Origin of the sequence: uncultured Amphritea sp., assembly GCF_937127095.1 — a bacterium.
Classification (GTDB): Bacteria; Pseudomonadota; Gammaproteobacteria; order Pseudomonadales; family Balneatricaceae; genus Amphritea.
In genome coordinates this window covers 54,948-75,514 of sequence record NZ_CAKZLP010000033.1, presented here as the reverse complement: position 1 = coordinate 75,514, position 20,567 = coordinate 54,948, and the positions used below count along the sequence as shown (strand labels likewise).

Below are 20,567 nucleotides of genomic sequence, written 5' to 3'. Positions count from 1 at the left end.
GGTTAAAACGTGTCCTTAAAGGTTTTGATACCGCCTCATTTCATTATGGCTATGTAGCAGAGTCTATCCGGGTGTTCAGCTATGAAGACTCGGTTACCGCCCTGAAAGTAATTCTGTTGTCGCTTGAAGTAAGCTCATCTTTTTAGCCCATGTCACGCTGCTCAATCCTCTCAAGAATCCACACCTGTACTTCACCTTCTACCCAGGCAACAGCTCGTTCGCCCAATGAAACAGGCTTAGGAAAGACTCCATCGGCTATGTGCTTATAGATAGTGGAGCGTGCTAAGCCGGTGATGTCCATTACAGTTCTTAATTTGATTAATTTCATGATGAGTTCCTCGATTGATTCATGAGATAAGTGAGGTCGGTGTGAAATAATTGCGGATGTCGCTTCGATTGTTAATCCGGCCCCACTTGGGAAAATTATTTTTATTTAACTAACAACAGTGACTCGGACGCTCGCGTTACGGCGGTATAGAGCCATCGCTTCCCCTGTTCCGTATTCAGTCGTACACCCATCGGGTCAACAATCACTTGCTGCCATTCTCCTCCTTGTGCTTTGTGACAGGTCAGTGCATACCCAAACCGCACCTGCAGCGCGTTGTAGTAGGGATCATCACGCATGGCTTCTTCGAACGCAGTGCTATTGGGATCCAGGTATGGGTTACGCTGTTTGACCAGTTCATAGAGGGCATCCTGCTCTTCAACCCTTAAGTCACTATTAGGGGAATACAGTAGGTTTTCGAGCATGATGCACTGGATCGTATCGCCGTCGTAGCTATCAAACTCTGGCATCAAGCGCACTTCCCTAAATCTAAGATTGACTAACAGACCATTAGGCAGCCTTACCGTCTCCGTCAGTAGAGACGTTAGTACACTGTGCACTCTTACTAGATCACCATTGTTCAGCCCATGCGTCGGTGAATTACGGGTCACCAGAAGCCGATCCCTTTCGTGGGTATCGCAATAGCCCTTTCCCCACAGCAGCTTTCGCACGCCCAGATTGTATTCCATAGCCATATTGTTGGAATAGACCACCGCCACTGACGACCGGTTTTGTCGAACGTTATTAGCGATCAATTTAACGGCTGAATTAAAGTCCGTTTGTTGCACATCAGTTTCGTTGTAGTTGATCTGAACCGGCTGGTCGGTGTGCTGGAAGATCGTCTCCCGGATAGCGTTAGCTAACGGCAGTATTTGACTGCCATCCGCTTGCCGCATCACCTGCGTGAGCTCATAACGTCGAGCCTGTATGCCGAAGTGTTCATATAGGTAGTCTGGAGACAGCGCCGGGGATTCATTACTGCGAACAGGAGGCAACTGTGCCAGATCCCCGACAAACAGTAATTTGATTGGCTGGCGTGCAATGCCTTCACTGTACAGAAAGTCCACATAGGCCATCAGGTCGTTCAATAGACGGCTACTACCAAAACGCAAGGCTTGCTTATACATGGCAGCATTACCCACCATCGATGCTTCATCAACAATTAACAGGTCACATGTGTTCCCTTGCTTTTTGAGTGAAAAGTCCACCTGAAGGGCCGATAGCCCTTCGTCATGACGCGATTCATCTACGGTCAGATTCGATTGATAGTAGATAGCACCGTGCAGTGTAGACACCTTGATACCCGACAGTTGAGGCGGCAACATGCGATCCAACTTGCCCTGTAGTATCCGAGCCGCTCGCCCCGTTGGCGCGACTAGCATCGACTGGAGTTCACGTGAGTATGCCAGCTCGATAATCCGAGCCACCAGGGTTGTCTTGCCGGTACCCGCGCTACCACACAGCACGAAGGCCTGTTGTGATGGGTCCGTTAAAAATGATTTGATCTCGGCCATAGCTGCTTGCTGATCGGCATTCAGTTCAATAGGGGTGTTCATGTGTAATCTCTTAATGTGCAGTCATGACAACCTTAGGCATGGGTGCCCAGTCTGATTGTCGTTGCGTTTAGGATGAAGTAAGGAGAGGAGAAGCATCCCTTAAAGGGCAAACCTCTAGGGTAACGAGCTGGTGGGTGTCAGTGTGTCAGATCTGACCCGATTCGATCATTTCTAACAGACCGAAAACGCCAAACCCATCCATGCTGTTATCCCGCGTTTTCCATTTCCCCTTGCCTGGCCAGAAATCGATATAGCCGTAGTTACCAGTAACAATGAGATGAATCCCATTATTGTTAGTCCAGTATTCAATACCTCGACTCTGCAGCAACTGCTGACTGGAAATACGAGCGCGGACACTTTTGGACAGTTTCTTTTTTTCGGGTAAATCTGACATGGTTAATCCTCTAAGTAGGTAATGATTCCATCCACGAATTAAGGTGACGTCCTTGTCTGTATCATTGAGGTTGTATGTAAGAAATTACCGCTGTGACGTATCAGTCTAAGATGATCAATGCGCTACAATCCCTTTAGCGCCTCCTTCAAATAATCCGGACGTTTGACTGCCCAATGAAGCAGCGTGCGTGCCGCTCCGCTGGGCTGACGCCGCCCCTGTTCCCACTCACTGACGGTGCGAGGGCTGAGCCCCAGGCATCGGGCAAACGTTGCCTGAGTCAGCTTCAATGATTTACGTGTCTCGACAGCCGCCAGCACCACCGGGTCGACTATCCGTTGATGAGATTCAGCAGACGCTGTTTCAGGTGATGTGTTCCAGAGACACGCATGTCCCCCAGTTTTCGACTGCTGCGACGGAGTTACAGGCTTCAATGGTGAAGGCGAACAATAGTGTTGACCTTGATCGCGGTTTCGACCTTGCTGCAACACTTCTGGATGCTTTGCTTCGTATTGCTGCATCCAACGCTCTGTAATGGAAAGGTTACGTTCTGACATGGCTATCTCTCCTAATCATATTGATACAACGGCATCGCCGTGGTCATAACATGTATAAGAGAGAAGCCCTTTACGGGTTACTTGCGAGATCCACCAAAGCTTTGCAACTTTTGGCCAAAGCACTTCGTATCCACCTTGCAGAGGTAGCTGGCACGCCGAAAGAAGCTAGGCAGTTGCATGTAGCTATCTGAGTGATTCAAGTAGTATTCTGGATTGGATGGAACCTGAACTAATCCAGAGCCCCTCTCCGGTGGAATATTCAATGCAGAGCGCCAGGCACCTTGAATGATTTGGAAAAGACTACCCTTGCCTGAGTTGAATGAACCCAGGTGATAGAACAGCTCCCGGTTAAACAGGAGTACCACGTGAAAGTGTGGGACTTGGGATCGACTCTGCTCTCGACCCCAGGCCATTCTTACCCGGCAAAGATCGCGTGTAAGGCCGCCTCGGGGGGATCGTTTTTGATAACTCTCAATCCTTGAGTCAATCGCATCTTTGAAACGGCCCAGCACTCGATTGCTATCAGCCAAGTCTTGTGTCGGATATACGCAATGCAGCTGCACGATAACAGCAAAGACACTCCGGTAGTCCTGTGTTGATAGATCGATCACCGTTTTGAGTTTGTGTAAATACTGCTCCACTAGCTCATGCGCTGTATTGACTGGCAGACCTTGGTAAGAGGACTGAGTCCATACATTCAAGTTGGGGTTTTCGGGTACGCGTTTGTTGATCATATTGACCTCTGTAGGTAAGAACAGAGCAGCCTTCCTACCGATAACATGACAGTTCAGAACTTAGTCAGAACTTCATGCATATACTATAGAGACTGGCGTTTTAGACGCCTGAATAGTAGGTAGGGGGTTAGATTCCTATACCGAAAATGTTTACCCTGAGTTATCGACAAACATCGTAAAAATGCCGATAGATCTGGTTATTTTTGCAGTAAGGCTACTCTGGGAAAGTATTAGGGTATTGCGAATTAAAATGGTGGGGGGCAAGTCCCCATTGTCTGGATGTCGATGTCAGGGACTCGCGCTAGATAGATGCCGAGCTACTTTCACGCTCGTCAATTCGCTGCTGAATCCAGTTCTGCACTTCCTCTTCCACCCAGGCAATAGACCGGGCACTCAGTTGAATTGAGTCTGGAAACGTTCCTGCTTCCATTAAGCGGTAAATGCTGGAACGGGACAATGCAGTTGCTTTCTGTACTTCTGGTAAACGTAAGAGTCGCATGAGTTTTCTCCGAAAGTTATTGTTTCATGCAATAGCTCATCGCTGTAAGAATTTACTGATACCTCTTGGAACAGACTGCATTCCTCCGCGATCTCTCGGCATCCAAATAAAAAACTTTCAGATATATATCACCTACCTGAGAACAACACGAAGTTGTTCTTCCGGGCTATCTAGTCCGGTTCTTATGTTCATTCTTAGGAGAATCGATATGTCATATGCATGTCCCGCCTGCTCTTCAACTCAGATAACAACGCGCGATGTCGGCCGTAAAATTGGCGGTATTGCAGGAGGCGTCGCTGGCACTGCAACAGGTATTGCTGGCGCAACATCAGGGGCACAAGCGGGTTTTATCGCTGGCGCTGCAGGAGGCCCTTTAGGCATGGCGCTGGGGGGTATTGCTGGCGCGTTGCTTGGCGGTTTAGTCGGGGGAACGACCGGCAGCATCGCTGGCGCTAACATGGGAAAGGTCGTTGACGAAAAAGTGCTGGATAACTACCAGTGTTCCGAATGCGATCACACCTTCCGTATTGATAGCTAACGTCTGTCCCGGTTAGCACCTACCCCTTAAACATTTACTTATAACTGATTCCTCGGCACCCAGCCCAGTGCCGGGCTTTATGCCGTCCAGGAATAGGAGATCGTTATGACAATACTTCACTCACACGACACAACTCAGGCTGAACATATTCAGTCCTTAATCAATACAACTAAACGTCGCCATGGACATGCTCACCGTCTGGTCAATACCCGACAAATGGATCGTGATACCTGGCTGGCCATTCGCCAAAGCGGTATTGGCAGCTCTGATGCGGCGGCAGCGGTTGGCCTGAACCCCTACAAATCACAACTGGAACTGTGGATGGAGAAAACCGGACGTCTGAATGATGCTCAGACACCAGACACCCAACCGTCAGATGAGGATAACGGTCCACTGTTCTGGGGCACGGTACTGGAGCCTATTGTGGCCGAGCATTATGCAAAACGAACCGGTCATAAGGTACGTCGGGTTAATGCCGTACTACAACACAAGGAGTATCCCTGGATGCTGGCTAATCTGGATCGCGAGGTAGCAGGCTCCAGTGAGGTGCAGATACTGGAGTGTAAAACAGCCGGGATCAATGGTGCCAAACTCTGGCGTGACGGTGTTCCTGAATACGTGCAGCTTCAGGTGATGCATCAACTGGCAGTTACCGGACAAGACGCCGCCGATGTGGCGGTACTGGTGGGCGGGAATGAACTGCGGATATTCCGACTACAGCGGGATGAAGCGCTGATCAAGCGTCTGATAGCGCTTGAGCAAGTATTCTGGCGACACGTCGAAGAAGACATTGCGCCTCCGGCTGATGCCAGCGACTCGGCAGAAAGAGCTCTGCGCACTCTATACCCCAATGATGACCATGAGGTGCTGGACCTGACTAAACACACGGATCTAACTGAAGCATTTGAACAATTTCAGACAGTCCGTTCAGTTCTGGAAGATACTAAACAACAGGAAGCTCAATTGAAGCACCAACTCCAACAAGCCATGGGCTGTGCCAGTGAAGCGCTGTTTCCCGCAGGTCGTATCACCTGGAAGAAAAGTATCGATACCCGTACGGTTGATCTCACACGGCTGAAGCAGGAGCAGCCCGATCTAATAAAACAGTACCTGACGGTAAAACCCGGCAGTCGTCGTTTTGTGGTGCATAGCCGCTGAATCATACCGCTGTGTCAACACCACGCACTCGTTATCCCTTTCAAGCCCTACCGCTGCCATCCAGTCACGGTGGGGCTTTTTCTATTTCGTTTGGAGGTAAACCATGTTGAAAGGTCTCGCTATCACCCCACCGATTCTGGGGCGTATCGCCATTGGCAAGGTGATCGAAAAGGACGGCAAACGTCTACCGCAGAAGGATGATCAGTTCACGCTGACCTCTCAAATTCAGACACGGGATGGCTGGTTGCCACACCCACTGGATGAATCACTGCGTAAAGCTCAGGCAGATAAGCTACGCCGGATCCCGATTCGGCTGCTGTTTAATGAACCGGAGTTAAACTTAAGGGCGGAGTATTCCCTGTTTGATCGCAACACTGCCAGACCCTTATGTGTGGGTGACGGTGAGCAATGCCGACGCCGAACCCGTGAAGGGATGCAAACGCTGCCCTGTCCTGGACCCGATGGCTGTGAACTGGCTCAGGGTGGCCGGTGTAAGCCTTATGCACGGCTGAACGTTGTGGTCGGCGATGAGGACCCATTGGGCACCTTTATCTTTCGCACCACTGGATTCAACTCAATACGCACGTTAGCAGCACGCCTGGAGTACTTCAAAGCCGTGTCAGATAACAAACTGGCCTGTCTGCCGTTGGAACTACGATTACGAGGTAAGTCGACCCGGCAGAGTCATGGAACACCGATCTATTATGTGGATATCACGTTGCGAGACGGCATGGATCTGGAGGAGGCGCTGGCCAGATCACAACAAATGGCATTGGATCGGCATGAAGTGGGATTCAATCAACAAGCGCTGGATCAGGCTGCCCGATCAGGCTTTGCCAATGGTGATTTTGAAGAACAGGAGGAAGATGCTGCCGCTATTGTAGAAGAGTTTTATCCTCAGGAAAGTCCAATACCCATTAACACCAGTGCTCATCGGGATACCGACGTGACTCGCAATGGTCTGGAATCAGAACGACTGACCCAGAAACTGGTCGCTAAATCACAAGGGATGCGTGTAACCCAATCTGTATCCCAAACGACTGGCTAATCTCACCCTATAACCCCAACTCCCGGCGATCAAGCCGGACTCCATTAGCAACACCCCCTAAACCTTTACATCACAATCACCCTGCCGGGATAGACAACCCTGCGGGGTCGTCCTGTGCAGGATAGGAGGCTTAACATGAATACTTTATCCCATGATCAACTGTATCGTCAGGCACCGGCTATCTTTGCTCAGGCACCTGATCTGGCGGTATCAGATCGTTACGGTTTTGTACCTACTATTGAGGTGATCAATGCCCTGCACGCTGAAGGCTGGCACCCTGTTAGAGCACAACAAACACGTGTCCGTAATCCTGAGCACCGTGACACCACCCGGCATATGGTGCGCTTTCGTCAGGATCCTGATCGTCAGATCGTGGTCGGGGACAGCGTTGCCGAGTTGGTTCTGACTAATAGTCATGACCGCACAGCGGCCTATCAACTAGACCTGGGACTATTTCGTTTGGTCTGTAGTAACGGCATGGTCACACCCGTCGGCGATTTGGGCGGTATTCGTATACGACATGGCAAACAGGTTGTTGATCAGATTCTGGACGGCTCTATCGCGCTGATTGATGAGGTGCCAAATCTTGCAGGCAGCGTTGAGCAGTTTCAATCGATGCGACTGACACCGGAGGAGTCTCGTCTGTACGCGCAATCAGCCCTAACACTGCGCTATGGCGAAGACTGGCGAGAGATCAGTCCTGTGCAGCCCGAAACACTACTACAAGCCCGGCGCGCTGAAGACCGGGACCAAGACCTCTGGCGAGTCTTTAATCGGACTCAGGAAAACCTGCTGAAAGGCGGTATGTCTGGACGCTCTCGCACTGGCCGACACACCCGCACTCGCGCTATCCGCTCAGTTACCGAAGATGTCCGACTTAACCGGGCACTGTGGCAGCTAACCGAACACTTCGCCCAGCTGAAAGGTCAGTCCCAAGCAGCCTAAGGCAACCAGGAGAACACAACAATGACAACACAACTGATCGCCGGGGAACTTCCCGGCACCTATGTCGTACCCGACGCAGTCACTGACAGAGAACTAATGCGACTGGCGAATATGCTGGCCCGCAGACGGCTTAAGCGTGGACGCCCGCTGCTGAATCTTGAAGCGGTTGTCAGCGCCCTACAGACCTTGCTGATGCATTACGAAAGAGAGGTATTTGGTATGGTCTTACTGGATAACCGCCACCGGATCATCGAATTTGTTGAGCTCTTCATGGGCTCGATCAATTCAGCCAGCATACATCCACGGGAGGTGGTGAAAAAAGCGTTGGCGCAAAATGCAGCGGCTGTAATCCTAGTCCACAACCATCCGTCAGGTGATCCTGAACCCAGCCAGGCTGATCGTGAGATCACCAATCGGCTGCAGGAGGCCTTAAGTACAGTTGAAGTGCGCCTACTGGATCACATCGTTGTTGGCCTTGAAGGGACAGTATCGTTTGCTGAACGAGGTTTACTTTAAATCTTATATTTTCAAGGGAACCATTCAGGTTCCCATTTTAGTCTTTTGGGAACTTGCAAACCCTTGCTACATGAGGCTTTGAGCGAAGCTTCCTCTCCGAAGTTCTCAAAATAATCATCTCAATCGAAAAAAGGAACACGCTATGGCAGAAGTCCAAGCGGTTAAAGATACGGACACCATCAAGTTGATTAGCCATCTTCTGGAAATTCGTCATAGTCAGCAGATGTCGGATATCTGGAATATTGGGATTAACTTGGCATTACGTATCTCTGATCTACTTGCTATCAAGTATAGCGACATAGAGGAGGACCGATTGGTCTTCCGTGAACAAAAGACTGGTAAGCAAGCCAGTATTCAACTTAATCCAAAAGCATTACAAATCATCTATCGGATAAAACAGGATCATCCTAGCCACATTTATTTATTTCAATCGTACAGAAGCCGTCAGTCAGTTAATCGTTCGCCTCACCCAATATCTCGGCGAGCAGTGAGTAAGGCCTTCGGGTCGATAGGGGAGGAGTTAAAACTGGTGCTTGGTACACACTCCATGCGGAAGACCCGTGGCTATCACCTCTATAAATCCACTAATGATATTGCGAGAGTGATGAAAATGCTCAGGCACAGCTCTGAGGGCGTAACCCTGTGCTATATCGGTATCACCCAAGATGAGGTGGACCAAGATTTTAAGGAGTTAGAATTATGATTGCTTCGGAAGCAACTTCAGGTGCATTCAAGCTGCTGAAGCTTCGGCAAGTGATGGGCATCACGGGTCTAGCCTGCTCTACTGTCTACAAGTATTGTGCTAAGAATAACTTCCCTAGGCCTGTTCAGCTTGGCAAACGCAATGTCGCATGGGTTGAAGGAGAGGTGCAGAGATGGATTGAGCAAAAAATCCATCAGCGGGATATGGCTAGCTAACGGCTGGCGTTTGCAAAATGGAGGACTGCCTCCATTTTTTTGGGATTGCTACAACCGAAGTTGCGCTTACCAGTACCGTAGATCTTAGTTTTTTCTTTCATCTTTAATGAGGCTGTATTTTATCGATTATGGGATAAGCTGAGCATCAGTAATTGATGGTGTATAGGATAATGATTCACTCTGAAGTTATTTTCTTTTGGATTCGCACTATAACCTATTGTTTTTAAATTACTAGGTTGTAGTTTAATTGTCTAATTAGTCACGTTTTTACTATGTTTTTATATCCTATAACTCTATCCATAGGTTACGATTGGAGATACTTAAAGTATTACGCAGTAAGGGTGGTGTTTTGATTAAGGTTGAAGGTGTGTCTAAGGTTTCTGGTGGTGATCATCGTCTTGTTGAGTCCTGCTTGAGAGTGATGCAGTCGCAAGGAGCTCACGTAGGGACGATCGTTCAAACTGGAGAGGAGGGAGCGAAGATATTTAACGATTTTATTTCGGCTCAAGATTGGAATAGTCAGAAAAAAAATGACTATGTTCGCTCTACATTAGCGCAAGCAAAACAAAATCTTTTACTAGAGAGTGAGCTTGAGTGGTTCAAAAAAAGTGACCGTGCTTGCTACTGGGTTTGGATTCAAATCTCGAGGAACACTTTTTCTTCAGCTCCTAACTCAGCTGTATTTCAGCCAGGGCAAGGTCATCAACCGGCACTGGCAGTACCGTACGGGCAGCTTTATCTAAAAGCGGCCCCGTCGAGCACAAAAGAGCGCTATAAGGAAATAGTTCGCTTCTTTGATCGCGTTGCTCAGCCACTTGGTTGGCAACAAGATTTAGTTGCGTACTTTAAATCTCAATGGGCTCAAATTTATCGTTCCCGCAAACCCTTTACTTGGCTAAAACAAGACAATGAAGACCAGATTCGATGGGCTTGGGAATACCTAAGTAAGATGAGTTTCGGAGTTAGCAAGCCAAGTGTATTTGCCTTTGCCCCAACTAGTTGTGAAGAAATCTACTTAGCAATATATGCCGCATTTGATTCATGGGATGCACTGCCTGATTCTAAGCGGTTGTTTACGAATGATTTCAATAAAGCCTGGCAACAGAAAAAACATCGTGATAATCGCCAAGGTAAAAAGGCCTGCAATTTGGTGCTTCGTGAGGAGATAAAACAGAAGCTAGATAACATGGCCGCTGCGCGGGGTATGAAACTCAACCAGTTTGTTGAAACATTGATTGAAAATGAATATGCCAAGGTGGATAAACTCAGGTAGCTATCATGAGTGGGCTGACAGATTTTGCGACTAATGTTAAAGCCGCTCTTCGCTCATCAAGATAATCATACCGATCATAAGTGCCTTCAACTCCTTTGAGCTTATGATTTAAACACCGCTCGGCTATATGGCTCGGCACGCCTTCCGACGCGAGTAGGCTTCGACAGGTTCGGCGTAAATCATGGACTGTAAAGTACTCTAAATCACCCATTCTATTAGGGGGTTGCTTTTCTTTTCCTGGTTCTTGGCCAAAAAGCTTTGAGATTGCTCTATTGAGGGTATCGCTTCCCATGTGTGGACGCTTACTAGCGCGTCTACTAGGAAAAACATACTCGGATCCGCAAGCACGAATCTTTAGCTCTCTGAGCCACTCAATAGCTTGTGGAGGGAGAGGTATTGTGATGGCTGTACCGGACTTGCTTCGTTCGGCAGGAAGATTCCAGAGACTCTTATCTAGATTAAATTCGGCCCACTTTGACTCTGTTAGTTCGCTTTTACGTACACCAAGCACAACGAGAAGAGCACAAGCTAAGTAGTTATCACGTGTAAAGCTATCGCGATTGTCTCTGAAAACCTGAAATGCATGTGCTAACTCATCTAAGGTCAGCATTCTTATGCGGCTTTTCTCTACGCCACCAGCATCATTAACATTGAAGGCGGCTGCTGGGTTGTATCTGATAAGATCTAATTTAATGCCATGATTGAACAACTGTTTTAGATACATTAGCGTATCGTTAGCAATTGTTGGACGATTACTCTCGGCAATTTTTTTCACTATAAACCGTACGTCCATCGGAGTTACCTTTTCTAAAGGATGTCGCCCAATTTGTGGGGCTATCTCTTTGACGAAGATGCGCTTGGGGATATTGGGATGCTTAAGGCGTAAAACGAGTCCTTGATACCAATCGTTAAAGAGCCCTTCCACGGTATGAATAACAGCCTGCTCTTCACGCTTACGTTCAGCGATAGGATCCTCGCCGTTTCTAATTTTTTTCTTGAATTCTTCTGCAGTTGCTCTTACATCGGCAAGTGTTAGGTGATGATGCTTGCCTAGCGTTAATGCTCTGCGTTTCTTATGTTGGGTGTACCTGAGCATCCAGTAGGGCGAACCACTTTTAGGTATCATTAAGTACAGCCCGCCACCATCGCTATAGCGTCCAGGCTCTGCATTTTTAATGATGCTCTGCACTTCCTTGACCGTAAGTTTACCCACTTCTTTCTCTCTATCAGCTCATGCCTGGTTAATTAACTCAAACATGGTGAGTGTCGAAGTGGGTAGTGTATTTGTTTTTTTGGCTTAATATCAACCAAAATCATAATTCACTACCCGTTTTGCTACCCACAAAATATTGGATTTGGTGGTATGGGAATGGACTTCATGAAATCGAGTTTGATAAAAATATGTTTAAAAACAGATATTAATGTTCTTATTTGAATGAGTTGGAATATTATTCTATATTCTGGATCTGCTCTCTCATCTGCTCAATCAAAACCTTAAGTTCAACAGCGCTCTGGGTGGTATCGGAAACGATGGATTTGGATGACAGGGTGTTGGCTTCGCGGTTGAGCTCCTGCATCAGGAAGTCCAGTCGGCGGCCTATCGGGCCTTTGGATTTGAGTACCCGTTTTACTTCCTGAACATGGGTGTTGAGGCGGTCCATCTCTTCGTCAACATCGGCTTTTTGCGCGAGTATCACCATCTCCTGCTCCAGGCGCCCCTCATCCAGCTCTGCTTTGAGGTCTTCCAGTCGGGCTTTCAGGTTGTCGCGCTGGGCCTGCAGAATAGTGGGGAGTTTGCTGCGAACGTCGCTGACGATCTCGCTGATGGTGTCGAGTCGCTGGTCGATCAGGGCAGCCAGCTCTAAACCTTCGCGGCCGCGGCTTTCGATCAGCTCATCAAGCGCTTTATGGAACAGGGTCAGGCTGGCTTTTTTGACGGCATCCATATCCAGCTTGGTGTCCTGCAGTACACCGGGCCAACGCAGCAGCTCCATGGTATCGATCGGTTTTGACACCAGTAGCAGATTTTCCACCTGTTGCGCGGCTTCCAGCAGCTCCCGTGCAAAGGCTTCGTTGACGGTGAGGGTCTGGGACTGGGCTTCAGGCACAAATCGCAACGTACATTCGACTTTACCCCGGCTCAGCTTATTACGCAGCGTTTCCCGCAATGGCCCTTCGAGATCACGCAGGCTTTCTGGCAGCCGCAGGTGGGGCTCGAGGTAGCGGTGATTTACTGAGCGGACTTCCCAGATCAGGCTGCCCCACTCATGTTGCACTTCCTGACGGGCAAAAGCGGTCATGCTGCGTGTCATATCGTCTGTTCTCGTTTAGAATGCTGGTTTCGTTGCCGACGCTAAAGCAGGTGTCGGTGGATTTGCGCTTTATTCTAACAGTCCTCGGCCGCTTCCACTATGCGTCCGGTCGGGGTTCCGAACAGGATTCTTAAGTACATGAGCTCAACAATTTCAGATCAGTTACAAAACCTTGGCGTCACCACCTTCCGGCCGAGTAATCGCAGGGCGGACCAGATGCGTGAGGTGCGTATCACCCGTAACTTCACCAAGCATGCAGAAGGCTCTGTGCTGGTGGAATTTGGCGATACTAAGGTGATCTGTACCGCGTCCGTTGAGCGTGGAGTACCGCGCTTTTTGCGGGGGTCTGGCTCCGGTTGGGTCACAGCTGAGTATGGCATGTTGCCCCGGGCGACCGGCAGCCGTAATGGCCGCGAAGCCGCCAGAGGCCAGCAGGGAGGCCGTACGGTTGAGATTCAGCGCTTGATTGGTCGCTCTTTACGCGCCTGTATGGATCTGAAAAAGCTGGGTGAGAACACCATTACCATCGACTGTGATGTAATCCAGGCGGATGGTGGCACCCGGACGGCGTCTATTACCGGTGCGTATGTGGCGCTGCGTGATGCCATCAGCTTTCTCAAGAAAGATAAACATGGGGCGATGAAAGGCGATCCGATCAAATATGGTTTGGCTGCGATCTCTGTTGGCGTCTATAAAGGTGAGCCGGTGCTGGATCTGGATTATGCTGAAGACTCTGCTGCAGAAACCGATATGAACGTGATCATGACTAGTAAAGGCGGTTTCGTTGAAGTACAAGGCACTGCAGAAGGTGAGCCCTATTCACAGGAAGAGCTGAATGCGATGCTGGAACTGGCGAAAAAGGGTATTGCTGAGCTGTGTGAACTGCAGGAAAAAGCGTTAGCCTGATGGTATAGAGCACCTATATAGTGAAAAAAGGGAGCATCAGCTCCCTTTTTTATGCTCTTTTTTACGATCTTTTGATTGGTTCACCGCTATCAGAGATCGTAATCAACAATCAGTGGCGCGTGGGCAGAAAATACCTGATCCCGGTAGATCGACGCTGATTTTATGGTTTTACGCAGATTCGCCGTGGTGATCTGGTAGTCCAGACGCGCACCTTCGTTCAGGTCGCGGGCTTTGTTGTAGTCAGGCCACCAGGTGTATTGCTGGTCGACATGATTTACCTGACGGAAGGCATCAACATAGCCCATCTCGCCAAATAGCTCTTCCAGCCACGCCCGTTCCTGAGGCAGAAAGCCAGACACTTTCTGATTCACATACCAGTTGCTCAGGTCCTGAGGCTTGTGGGCGATGAGTAATGGGCCGCAGAAGATAAATTCACGGCGCTTGCGCAGAGTCTTGGTAAAGTGGCCTTTGAGCAGGTGCAGATATTCATCTTTGGTTTGCTGGGCTTCTTCGCTTTTAAGGCCAGAAGGTACACTGAATGCGGCAACGCTGACATTATCAAAGTCGGCCTGAATAAAACGACCATTGAAGTCGCATTGCTCAAAGCCAAGGCCGGTCATAATCGCTTTCGGCATCACCCGGGTATAGATCGCCACGCCGCTGTAGCCATCTTCAAAGGCGTCGAAGAAATAGGCTTCATAGCCATCGGGACGATAGCGTTTATCGTCCAGCTGATAATCTTTGGCACGCAGATCCTGCAGGCATACCACATCGGCATCCTGCTCGACCATCCATTGGAAGAATCCTTTGTCTGTTGCCTGTTCAATACCCTGGGTATTGAATGTAATGACGCGCATAGCTTATAAACCTGTGAAAACGCAATTTAAGGCGAAAGCCGCATTGTACTGGGTGTTTAAAGAAAATTGAATCTAAAGCGCCGACTATTAATCGCTTTGTGAACAATTCAGAAGTTAAGTAGTGCGCATAATGGAGCGGCAGGAAGAAAACCTGTATCATACGCCCACTTTTTAAACAGCGTTGCGGAGTGCCCAGAATGCAGGATTATCAGAGAGAGTTTATCGAGTTCGCGATTGATAAAGAGGTGTTGCGATTCGGCGAGTTCACCCTGAAATCGGGCCGTACCAGCCCATACTTCTTCAATGCCGGATTGTTTAACAGCGGTGCTGCATTGGCTCGACTGGGAAAGTGTTATGCCGCCGCGATTCAGCAGTCCGGGATTGAGTATGATGTGATTCTGGGGCCTGCGTATAAAGGGATACCATTAGCTGCCGCAACCTGTGTAGCACTGGCAACTGAGTTTGGTCAGGATATGCCCTATGTATTCAATCGCAAGGAAGCTAAGGACCATGGTGAGGGCGGTAATCTGGTGGGTGCGCCACTGGAGGGCCGGGTGCTGATTATCGACGATGTTATCACTGCAGGGACGGCGATTCGTGAGGTTATGGATATTATTCAGCAGGCGGGAGCGACGCCAGCCGGAACCATTATCGCATTGAACCGTCAGGAAAAGGGCAAAGGCGAGCTGTCAGCGATTCAGGAGGTTGAGCGGGATTATAAAATGCCGGTGGCCAGCATCGTATCCCTGAATGATCTGCTTGAATACCTGGCCGAGAAGGGCGGAATGGACGCTCAGATCGAAGCGATCTCAGCTTATCGGTCACAATACGGCATCTGATTGGTTACTTATTGTTCAGTAACGTAATATTTTATCGGAGCGTCCTGAAATACTGTTGATTTTTAGCGGACAGCCGTGTTTAATAGGCGCCCGTTGCCCGGATAGCTCAGTCGGTAGAGCAGAGGATTGAAAATCCTCGTGTCCTTGGTTCGATTCCGAGTCCGGGCACCATCTTTTTTGTTTTGAAAGAGCCTCACTTTGCAGTGGGGCTTTTTTGTATCTGGGGTATCGCAGCTCGGAACACGAACCGGTGTAACCGCGCGGCTTTTTTGGCCATGATTTGTGCATTGTTTGTCACAGCTGAAGACCGAACCTAACTCTCTCCATAACACGCACCGCCGCACGATATTCTAGATTTCTTTTTCGCTCAAAGAAAACTGTACGATACTATACGTAATAAACAGCTCAGACATGACCGATATTTATTAGTTTATATCCCACACTTGAAAATCTACTGGCTATACTGGATTCTAATTCAGGTTATATTTCTTATATGTATCGTATCGCAGCCGTGTGACCACATCGCACACTATCGTCTTATTTATCGAGGGAACGTATGAGTATTTCGAGCCAATGCCCATGCCAAGGTGCAAAGAGACCTAAAATTACGGATTTACAGCTAATCAGTGAATTGCCTGACAGTAGCCTCTATACATGTAATGTTTGCGGAAGCGGCTGGGAATTGAACAGTGCAGGAGAGTGGGATCAGCTGTTGTCACCTAAAAATGCCGGTATTATTGGTGATACTCGGGTTTATGAAGTCGTTATGGACGCTGGTGAGAGTAGAAGGCATGTGATCGATAAAGGTTTTAGGAGCTTTTATCTCAATAATGGAGCCCTCTTAAACCCTCACCCTAGAGACTCTCAAGACTATAATGACTTTGAGCGAGGCTGGACGCAGGCTTTAAAGCGCAGCAGTGATAAAGGTCCTGTGGGAGGTTTTAGCCAAACTTCCCTGGCTGTTAAATACGAAGGAGCCGGAAAGCGACATAGAAATATTGCTGAATCAGCATATAACTCTTATGCTGCGGTTAAAGGAAAAGAGTGATCTGTCAATAAAGCACCATCATTACTCAGCCTAAGCGTATTCATCACATAACAAGGCGTTAGAATCTAACGCCCTTTCTAACCATAACTCCTATCTAAAAAAGCCCCTGCTGGCCTCTCGCCTTTGGTTGCTCTTTCCAGTTGCCGAATATCAGTTCTACACAGTCTGAGGCTTTGTCTGATCCACCGACAGTGTACTGGTAATCTACTTCGACCACTGGCAAGTTTGCAAATACCTTTCGAATGTCGGGGTGGTCGTTGATACTGATGATCATGTGGCCCTGTATCGATTCGGCCAGCCTGGCCATCTCTTCATACTCTTCAAAGACGAACGGGACGCCATAACCTTCTGTCTGCCAGTAGGGTGGATCACAGTAGAACAGGGTGCCGGGCCGGTCGTACTTCTTGATGATGCGCTTCCAGTCAAGATGTTCAATGGTTGTATTGGACAATCGGTAGTGGGCATCGGCGAGATCTTGCTCCAGGGTGAATATGTTAAAGCGGGGTCTGCCAGTGGTGCTGGTCCCGAAGCTCTGGCCTTCGACCTTGCCACCGAAGGCCAGCTTCTGCAGGTATAGGAACCGGGCCGCCCGTTGGATGTCAGTCAGCGTTTCCGGTGGTGTTTGCTGCATCCACTGCCAGTTCTGACGACTGGTTAGAATCCATTTGAACTGTTTATACAGCTCTTCCAGATGGTGCTTAACAACCCGGTAAAGGTTCACCAGGTCGCCGTTAACATCATTCAGAATTTCGGTATGGCTGGGTTCTTTTAAGAAGAACAGAGCCGCAGCTCCACTGAACGGCTCAACGTAGCATGAGTGTTCAGGGAACAGCGGCAAAATGTGATCAGCTAGTTTACGTTTTCCGCCGATCCACGGGATGAGAGGCTTCGCCATGATATTTTCCTTTCATATCTATGGGACTCAAGGTCCTCTCAGTGATGCACCCACAACGCGGGCACTTTATTTCGATTAGTGTGTATATTGCTTTGGCCAACAGCTTGTTACAGTGCTGACATCGTATGTCTTGCATGTGAACCTACCTAAAATCTGGTAGGCTTGCCCTGCCTCGCGAGGCGGGGAAGCCCTGGGTTGGTTCACGTAGCTGGTTTACGTGTTCTGACGGCTCAATAACGTTGCCGCGTTATTGGGTCGCTTCCTTCTGTTTTCTTACTTTGCTACTGACTCTTAATACAGAATCATGTTGTGTTGTGGCAGCGTTGGGGCTGCTTGTTTTATCTCTCCTCCTTTGATGTATACATTCCCACCGGGGGTGCCGGTGCCTATTACCTTTAGTCGGTCGCCACTTAGCAGTTCGACGACTGATTCTGTGCCGTCAGTGCTGATGATGGTGGCTATCTGGGTTGAGTCTTTCTCCAACAGGCTCTCAAACTGGGTCCATACGTTAGACATTGATCCTCCTATCCGCTGACAGTTGCTGACGAACGGTCAGCCCCTGATTGTTGCTTTGTGCATTGATGGTGGTGCCGGATATCTGCACGGGGTAGGTTTCGTTGAGATCCTGAATTTCTACCAGATGGCCCGGTAACAGCAGCCCAGGAGCCAGACCGTAATCGGTTAGCCAGGTTGTGAAGTTCATCTCTTCCCAGGTGCCGCCCTTGGCAATCTCGATGCGGGCGCGTTCATAGCCTGCGCTTTGGTGTGTGACCAGATCGTCTGTTACTAACGGTGCAAGCTCATCACCTGCGGTACCATCACGGGTCAACGTGACAATAACGCCGCCAGTTTTTCCGCCTGCAACGATGGCCCGGTTATACGTCGGTAGTGTTTTGAATTGACTGCCCGCCTGATGGATAAGCGAAGCAGGGAGAATGGCATCTAACGCTGTGCCAGGGTCATTCCATTTATGCGGGCTGACGGGGTAGCGGGGCTTAACGATCAGCTGTTTATCAGCTGCATGACTTTGCACGATGGCACCAGCAGTGTTTGCCAGGCGTTTTATCACTGCGATCGGGTCTAACTCGTGATAGCTGAAAGCACCGCCCGGGATCAACCAGTCAGTGGCTTGCCAGTCGAGTGTCCAGCCAGTATTCGCCAGCTCTTGCTCTGCCAACTGCTGAGCGGTGTAAGGCGCGCTGATAGCCTTACTTCTCTTTGGTGCATAAGGATCTGAGAGTATCCCGCTACGGCTTTTACCTTTGATTGTTAAACCTGTTTGCCCGAACTGGCGATTCCGGCCGTAACTTTCAACAATCGCGGTGAATAGATGACCATTAATCTCACAGGCAATCTCTCGCGGGCCATTGCTATCAGGCTTGAGCAGGGCTATATCAGATTCATGCTTAATGGTTGCACTGAAGCGCCAGCCCCATGAGTCAGCATCAGTGCTCCAGTTAACGTTAGTCGCTGCAATTTCAGCCCCGTCTGGGGTGCGATACAGGGTTAATACAGGCATGAAGATATACACTCCTCTGATATCCGGCTGAACTGGCCTGGGGGCTTCTTCCTCCGGTTCGGCTGTCCAGCCGGGGCTGTAGGAATAATCTGGCGTTGGTCGTGTCCAGCTACCATCGCCCCATACTACTTTTCTGGATTCATCTACAAATGCAGGTACGTTATGGGCTAATGACAGTCCCGGATCTACAGGACGTATTGGCTGGTTTTCATATGGTGATGCCGCCCCCCTGCTAAAGTTGACCGCCTCAGCAGGTGGCGGAATATAGGATTCAGTGAAGTTGAAATTAACCTCATATCGGCGCGGGGGCGTGTAGTCTCGCGTGTCCCATATCAGGCGGTCACCGAGGTCATCGACACGCTGGAATTGATAGATACTGTCAACATCGACCGGGGGTGGCCAGTTCCACGGGTCTGCATGGTCTTTATCCCGCGTTATGATAAAGTCTGCCCATAACTGGTATTTGATCAGATCGATTGGTAGTGGGTAGTTGCTTGGCAGATCGGTACTGCTGTTCAGTAAGCTGATAAAGCTGTCCCAGCCGCTGCTGCGTTCGGTATCAAACTGCGGGAGCATGCTGTGGGGTATTTCCGGTTCTGCATTGTGTGCCGTACCGTCCTGCCATCGCCCAGCGCTGCTGGATTGCTTGTTAGGTGAGTCATTGTGCGACAGTTCTGATTCAAGGTCTGCTATTGCCGCCACGCCCCAGCGATAGCCTGAATTATCGTTTGATGATCCGCCTGTCAGGGTGACAACGGGTATGCTTTCACCCCATTGCAAAGTAACGCCGCTGACCATCGCGGGCAGTTCAGTCGTTAAGGTCAGCGCAGCGCCTCGCGCCAGCTGTAAGTCGGACTGAATCTGCGGCAGGGTGGCCGCTATAGTCAGATCACGGACATTATCCAGGTACAGGCTAATTGATGGCTGCAGCGGTTGAAGCTGGGCGGTGATCTGTAGATCGACTGGCTGCGCGTGTTCTGTCTCAATTGCTGCCGATAACACTGGCAGTGAGGCCGATATTCTTAGCTCAAACGCCGCCGAATCAACAAACGAAAAATCAACAGCATCCCCGGCAGGGGGTGTATATGCACCGGTAAAACTAAAATTTACTGCATTACCTGCCGGTGGCGTGTATGACATTACGCACCTGGTTCGATCAGTTGCGGCGTGGTACCGGATTTAATCCTGACAGGCCCGCCCGATACGATATTAGTGGTGTTGATGATGAAGGCTGCGCCCGATCCTGTCACGCCGACGCTGCCGTCCAGGACGTTGTTGCCATCCCCGTCTTTAAAACGGCCCCAGCTGGCGATATTGCTTGCATCGGCACTGCTATCTTCTGTCCAGGCATCAAACGTTAACACCCCGTTTGCAACGCTACCGCTTGGCTGGCTCAGAGTAAGAGTGGCCAGCAGAACGGGGATCTCGCCCATATCCTGCCAGGTGATATCGTTATCTGCCACCGTTCCTCCGTCTGTCGGCCATACGGGCGTCGCTCCTGCACTGGTGCCGGTGTTTTCTGCACGGTAGTAATGCCCAACTGCGGTGGCGTAATCACCTGCCGTATAGGCTGTGCTGACAGCATGCGCTGTCATCGATGTAATAGAGGCGTCTGGGTCTGGCTGGCCGCCGCTGTACTGCTCAAATACGGCAGGCGTTGCCGCTGCGTCTAGTGCAGTGATGATGGCGGTGGCGCGGGCGTTTCTTAGGGTTGTAGACATTCGTATCGTCAT

25 protein-coding genes and 1 tRNA gene are annotated in these 20,567 nt (G+C 49.6%); 12 read left to right on the top strand and 14 right to left on the bottom strand.

Annotated features, from left to right (window positions below; translation table 11 throughout):
* Positions 1 to 142: 142 nt before the first annotated feature.
* From Q0499_RS07975 to Q0499_RS07950, 6 genes are all read right to left on the bottom strand, one after another.
* Entirely contained in the window at positions 143 to 328 is a 186-nt protein-coding gene (locus tag Q0499_RS07975; protein ID WP_299198036.1) for an AlpA family transcriptional regulator, read from the bottom strand.
* A 101-nt stretch (positions 329 to 429) separates the two neighbouring features.
* The gene (locus Q0499_RS07970) at positions 430 to 1,881 is read right to left on the bottom strand and encodes an AAA family ATPase (RefSeq protein WP_299198034.1); all 1,452 of its coding nucleotides are present in this window, start codon (positions 1,879 to 1,881) and stop codon (positions 430 to 432) included.
* 145 nt (positions 1,882 to 2,026) lie between these two features.
* Positions 2,027 to 2,275, bottom strand: a complete 249-nt coding sequence (locus Q0499_RS07965; RefSeq protein ID WP_299198033.1) for a hypothetical protein — start codon at positions 2,273 to 2,275, stop codon at positions 2,027 to 2,029.
* A 122-nt stretch (positions 2,276 to 2,397) separates the two neighbouring features.
* On the bottom strand, positions 2,398 to 2,829 hold the full coding sequence (locus Q0499_RS07960) for a helix-turn-helix domain-containing protein (RefSeq protein WP_299198030.1): 432 nt from the start codon (positions 2,827 to 2,829) through the stop codon (positions 2,398 to 2,400).
* A 77-nt stretch (positions 2,830 to 2,906) separates the two neighbouring features.
* Positions 2,907 to 3,563, bottom strand: a complete 657-nt coding sequence (locus Q0499_RS07955) for an inovirus Gp2 family protein (protein WP_299198028.1) — start codon at positions 3,561 to 3,563, stop codon at positions 2,907 to 2,909.
* Positions 3,564 to 3,864: 301 nt separating this feature from the next.
* Positions 3,865 to 4,062: an AlpA family transcriptional regulator gene (locus Q0499_RS07950; RefSeq protein WP_299198026.1), complete on the bottom strand. Its 198-nt coding sequence runs from the start codon at positions 4,060 to 4,062 to the stop codon at positions 3,865 to 3,867.
* A gap of 208 nt (positions 4,063 to 4,270) precedes the next feature.
* On the opposite strand from Q0499_RS07950, the gene Q0499_RS07945 reads away from it, so the two are divergent.
* The 8 genes from Q0499_RS07945 (at position 4,271) to Q0499_RS07910 (ending at position 10,458) form a co-directional block, all read left to right on the top strand.
* The gene (locus tag Q0499_RS07945) at positions 4,271 to 4,600 is read left to right on the top strand and encodes a hypothetical protein (RefSeq protein WP_299198024.1); all 330 of its coding nucleotides are present in this window, start codon (positions 4,271 to 4,273) and stop codon (positions 4,598 to 4,600) included.
* A gap of 105 nt (positions 4,601 to 4,705) precedes the next feature.
* Entirely contained in the window at positions 4,706 to 5,758 is a 1,053-nt protein-coding gene (locus Q0499_RS07940; RefSeq protein ID WP_299198022.1) for a lambda-exonuclease family protein, read from the top strand.
* 103 nt (positions 5,759 to 5,861) lie between these two features.
* Positions 5,862 to 6,806 (top strand): hydrolase or metal-binding protein, encoded by a 945-nt coding sequence (locus Q0499_RS07935; protein ID WP_299198020.1) that lies wholly within the window; start codon positions 5,862 to 5,864, stop codon positions 6,804 to 6,806.
* A gap of 135 nt (positions 6,807 to 6,941) precedes the next feature.
* Positions 6,942 to 7,751, top strand: coding sequence for a DUF932 domain-containing protein (locus tag Q0499_RS07930; RefSeq protein ID WP_299198018.1), 810 nt, complete (start codon positions 6,942 to 6,944; stop codon positions 7,749 to 7,751).
* A gap of 21 nt (positions 7,752 to 7,772) precedes the next feature.
* Positions 7,773 to 8,267, top strand: coding sequence for a DNA repair protein RadC (gene radC / locus Q0499_RS07925; RefSeq protein ID WP_299198015.1), 495 nt, complete (start codon positions 7,773 to 7,775; stop codon positions 8,265 to 8,267).
* Positions 8,268 to 8,409: 142 nt separating this feature from the next.
* Positions 8,410 to 8,970 (top strand): tyrosine-type recombinase/integrase, encoded by a 561-nt coding sequence (locus Q0499_RS07920; protein ID WP_299198013.1) that lies wholly within the window; start codon positions 8,410 to 8,412, stop codon positions 8,968 to 8,970.
* Entirely contained in the window at positions 8,967 to 9,185 is a 219-nt protein-coding gene (locus tag Q0499_RS07915; RefSeq protein ID WP_299198011.1) for an AlpA family transcriptional regulator, read from the top strand. The genes Q0499_RS07920 and Q0499_RS07915 overlap by 4 nt, the downstream gene beginning before the upstream one ends.
* Positions 9,186 to 9,534: 349 nt before the next feature.
* On the top strand, positions 9,535 to 10,458 hold the full coding sequence (locus tag Q0499_RS07910; RefSeq protein WP_299198009.1) for a hypothetical protein: 924 nt from the start codon (positions 9,535 to 9,537) through the stop codon (positions 10,456 to 10,458).
* Here the strand turns inward: Q0499_RS07910 and Q0499_RS07905 are convergent.
* Together Q0499_RS07905 and Q0499_RS07900 are read right to left on the bottom strand one after the other, a co-directional pair.
* Positions 10,451 to 11,671 (bottom strand): site-specific integrase, encoded by a 1,221-nt coding sequence (locus Q0499_RS07905; protein WP_299198007.1) that lies wholly within the window; start codon positions 11,669 to 11,671, stop codon positions 10,451 to 10,453. The genes Q0499_RS07910 and Q0499_RS07905 overlap by 8 nt on opposite strands.
* A gap of 235 nt (positions 11,672 to 11,906) precedes the next feature.
* Positions 11,907 to 12,770, bottom strand: a complete 864-nt coding sequence (locus Q0499_RS07900) for a YicC/YloC family endoribonuclease (protein WP_299198005.1) — start codon at positions 12,768 to 12,770, stop codon at positions 11,907 to 11,909.
* Between the two features lie 138 nt (positions 12,771 to 12,908).
* Between Q0499_RS07900 and rph the strand changes: the two genes are divergently transcribed.
* Positions 12,909 to 13,676 (top strand): ribonuclease PH, encoded by a 768-nt coding sequence (rph, locus tag Q0499_RS07895; RefSeq protein ID WP_299198003.1) that lies wholly within the window; start codon positions 12,909 to 12,911, stop codon positions 13,674 to 13,676.
* 89 nt (positions 13,677 to 13,765) lie between these two features.
* Here the strand turns inward: rph and Q0499_RS07890 are convergent, their stop codons facing one another.
* The gene (locus Q0499_RS07890) at positions 13,766 to 14,533 is read right to left on the bottom strand and encodes an exodeoxyribonuclease III (protein ID WP_299198002.1); all 768 of its coding nucleotides are present in this window, start codon (positions 14,531 to 14,533) and stop codon (positions 13,766 to 13,768) included.
* Between the two features lie 197 nt (positions 14,534 to 14,730).
* Between Q0499_RS07890 and pyrE the strand changes: the two genes are divergently transcribed.
* The 3 genes from pyrE to Q0499_RS07875 all read left to right on the top strand — a co-directional run bounded on the left by pyrE (position 14,731) and on the right by Q0499_RS07875 (position 16,420).
* Positions 14,731 to 15,372 carry an orotate phosphoribosyltransferase gene (pyrE, locus tag Q0499_RS07885; protein WP_299198000.1) on the top strand — a complete coding sequence of 214 codons (642 nt, stop codon included), beginning with the start codon at positions 14,731 to 14,733 and terminating at the stop codon, positions 15,370 to 15,372.
* A 95-nt stretch (positions 15,373 to 15,467) separates the two neighbouring features.
* A tRNA-Phe gene (locus Q0499_RS07880) sits at positions 15,468 to 15,543 on the top strand.
* 385 nt (positions 15,544 to 15,928) lie between these two features.
* Positions 15,929 to 16,420, top strand: a complete 492-nt coding sequence (locus Q0499_RS07875; protein ID WP_299197999.1) for a hypothetical protein — start codon at positions 15,929 to 15,931, stop codon at positions 16,418 to 16,420.
* Positions 16,421 to 16,514: 94 nt separating this feature from the next.
* On the opposite strand, the gene Q0499_RS07870 is transcribed toward Q0499_RS07875, so the two are convergent.
* From Q0499_RS07870 to Q0499_RS07855, 5 genes are all read right to left on the bottom strand, one after another.
* Complete coding sequence (locus Q0499_RS07870) at positions 16,515 to 17,315, bottom strand: DNA adenine methylase (protein ID WP_299197997.1); 801 nt, start codon at positions 17,313 to 17,315, stop codon at positions 16,515 to 16,517.
* On the bottom strand, positions 17,275 to 17,451 hold the full coding sequence (locus Q0499_RS23675) for a Com family DNA-binding transcriptional regulator (RefSeq protein ID WP_363317780.1): 177 nt from the start codon (positions 17,449 to 17,451) through the stop codon (positions 17,275 to 17,277). Before Q0499_RS23675 ends, Q0499_RS07870 begins: the two co-directional genes overlap by 41 nt.
* Positions 17,452 to 17,606: 155 nt before the next feature.
* Positions 17,607 to 17,831 carry a hypothetical protein gene (locus Q0499_RS07865; RefSeq protein WP_299197995.1) on the bottom strand — a complete coding sequence of 75 codons (225 nt, stop codon included), beginning with the start codon at positions 17,829 to 17,831 and terminating at the stop codon, positions 17,607 to 17,609.
* On the bottom strand, positions 17,824 to 19,974 hold the full coding sequence (locus Q0499_RS07860) for a hypothetical protein (RefSeq protein ID WP_299197993.1): 2,151 nt from the start codon (positions 19,972 to 19,974) through the stop codon (positions 17,824 to 17,826). Before Q0499_RS07860 ends, Q0499_RS07865 begins: the two co-directional genes overlap by 8 nt.
* Entirely contained in the window at positions 19,974 to 20,567 is a 594-nt protein-coding gene (locus Q0499_RS07855; protein ID WP_299197991.1) for a hypothetical protein, read from the bottom strand. Before Q0499_RS07855 ends, Q0499_RS07860 begins: the two co-directional genes overlap by 1 nt.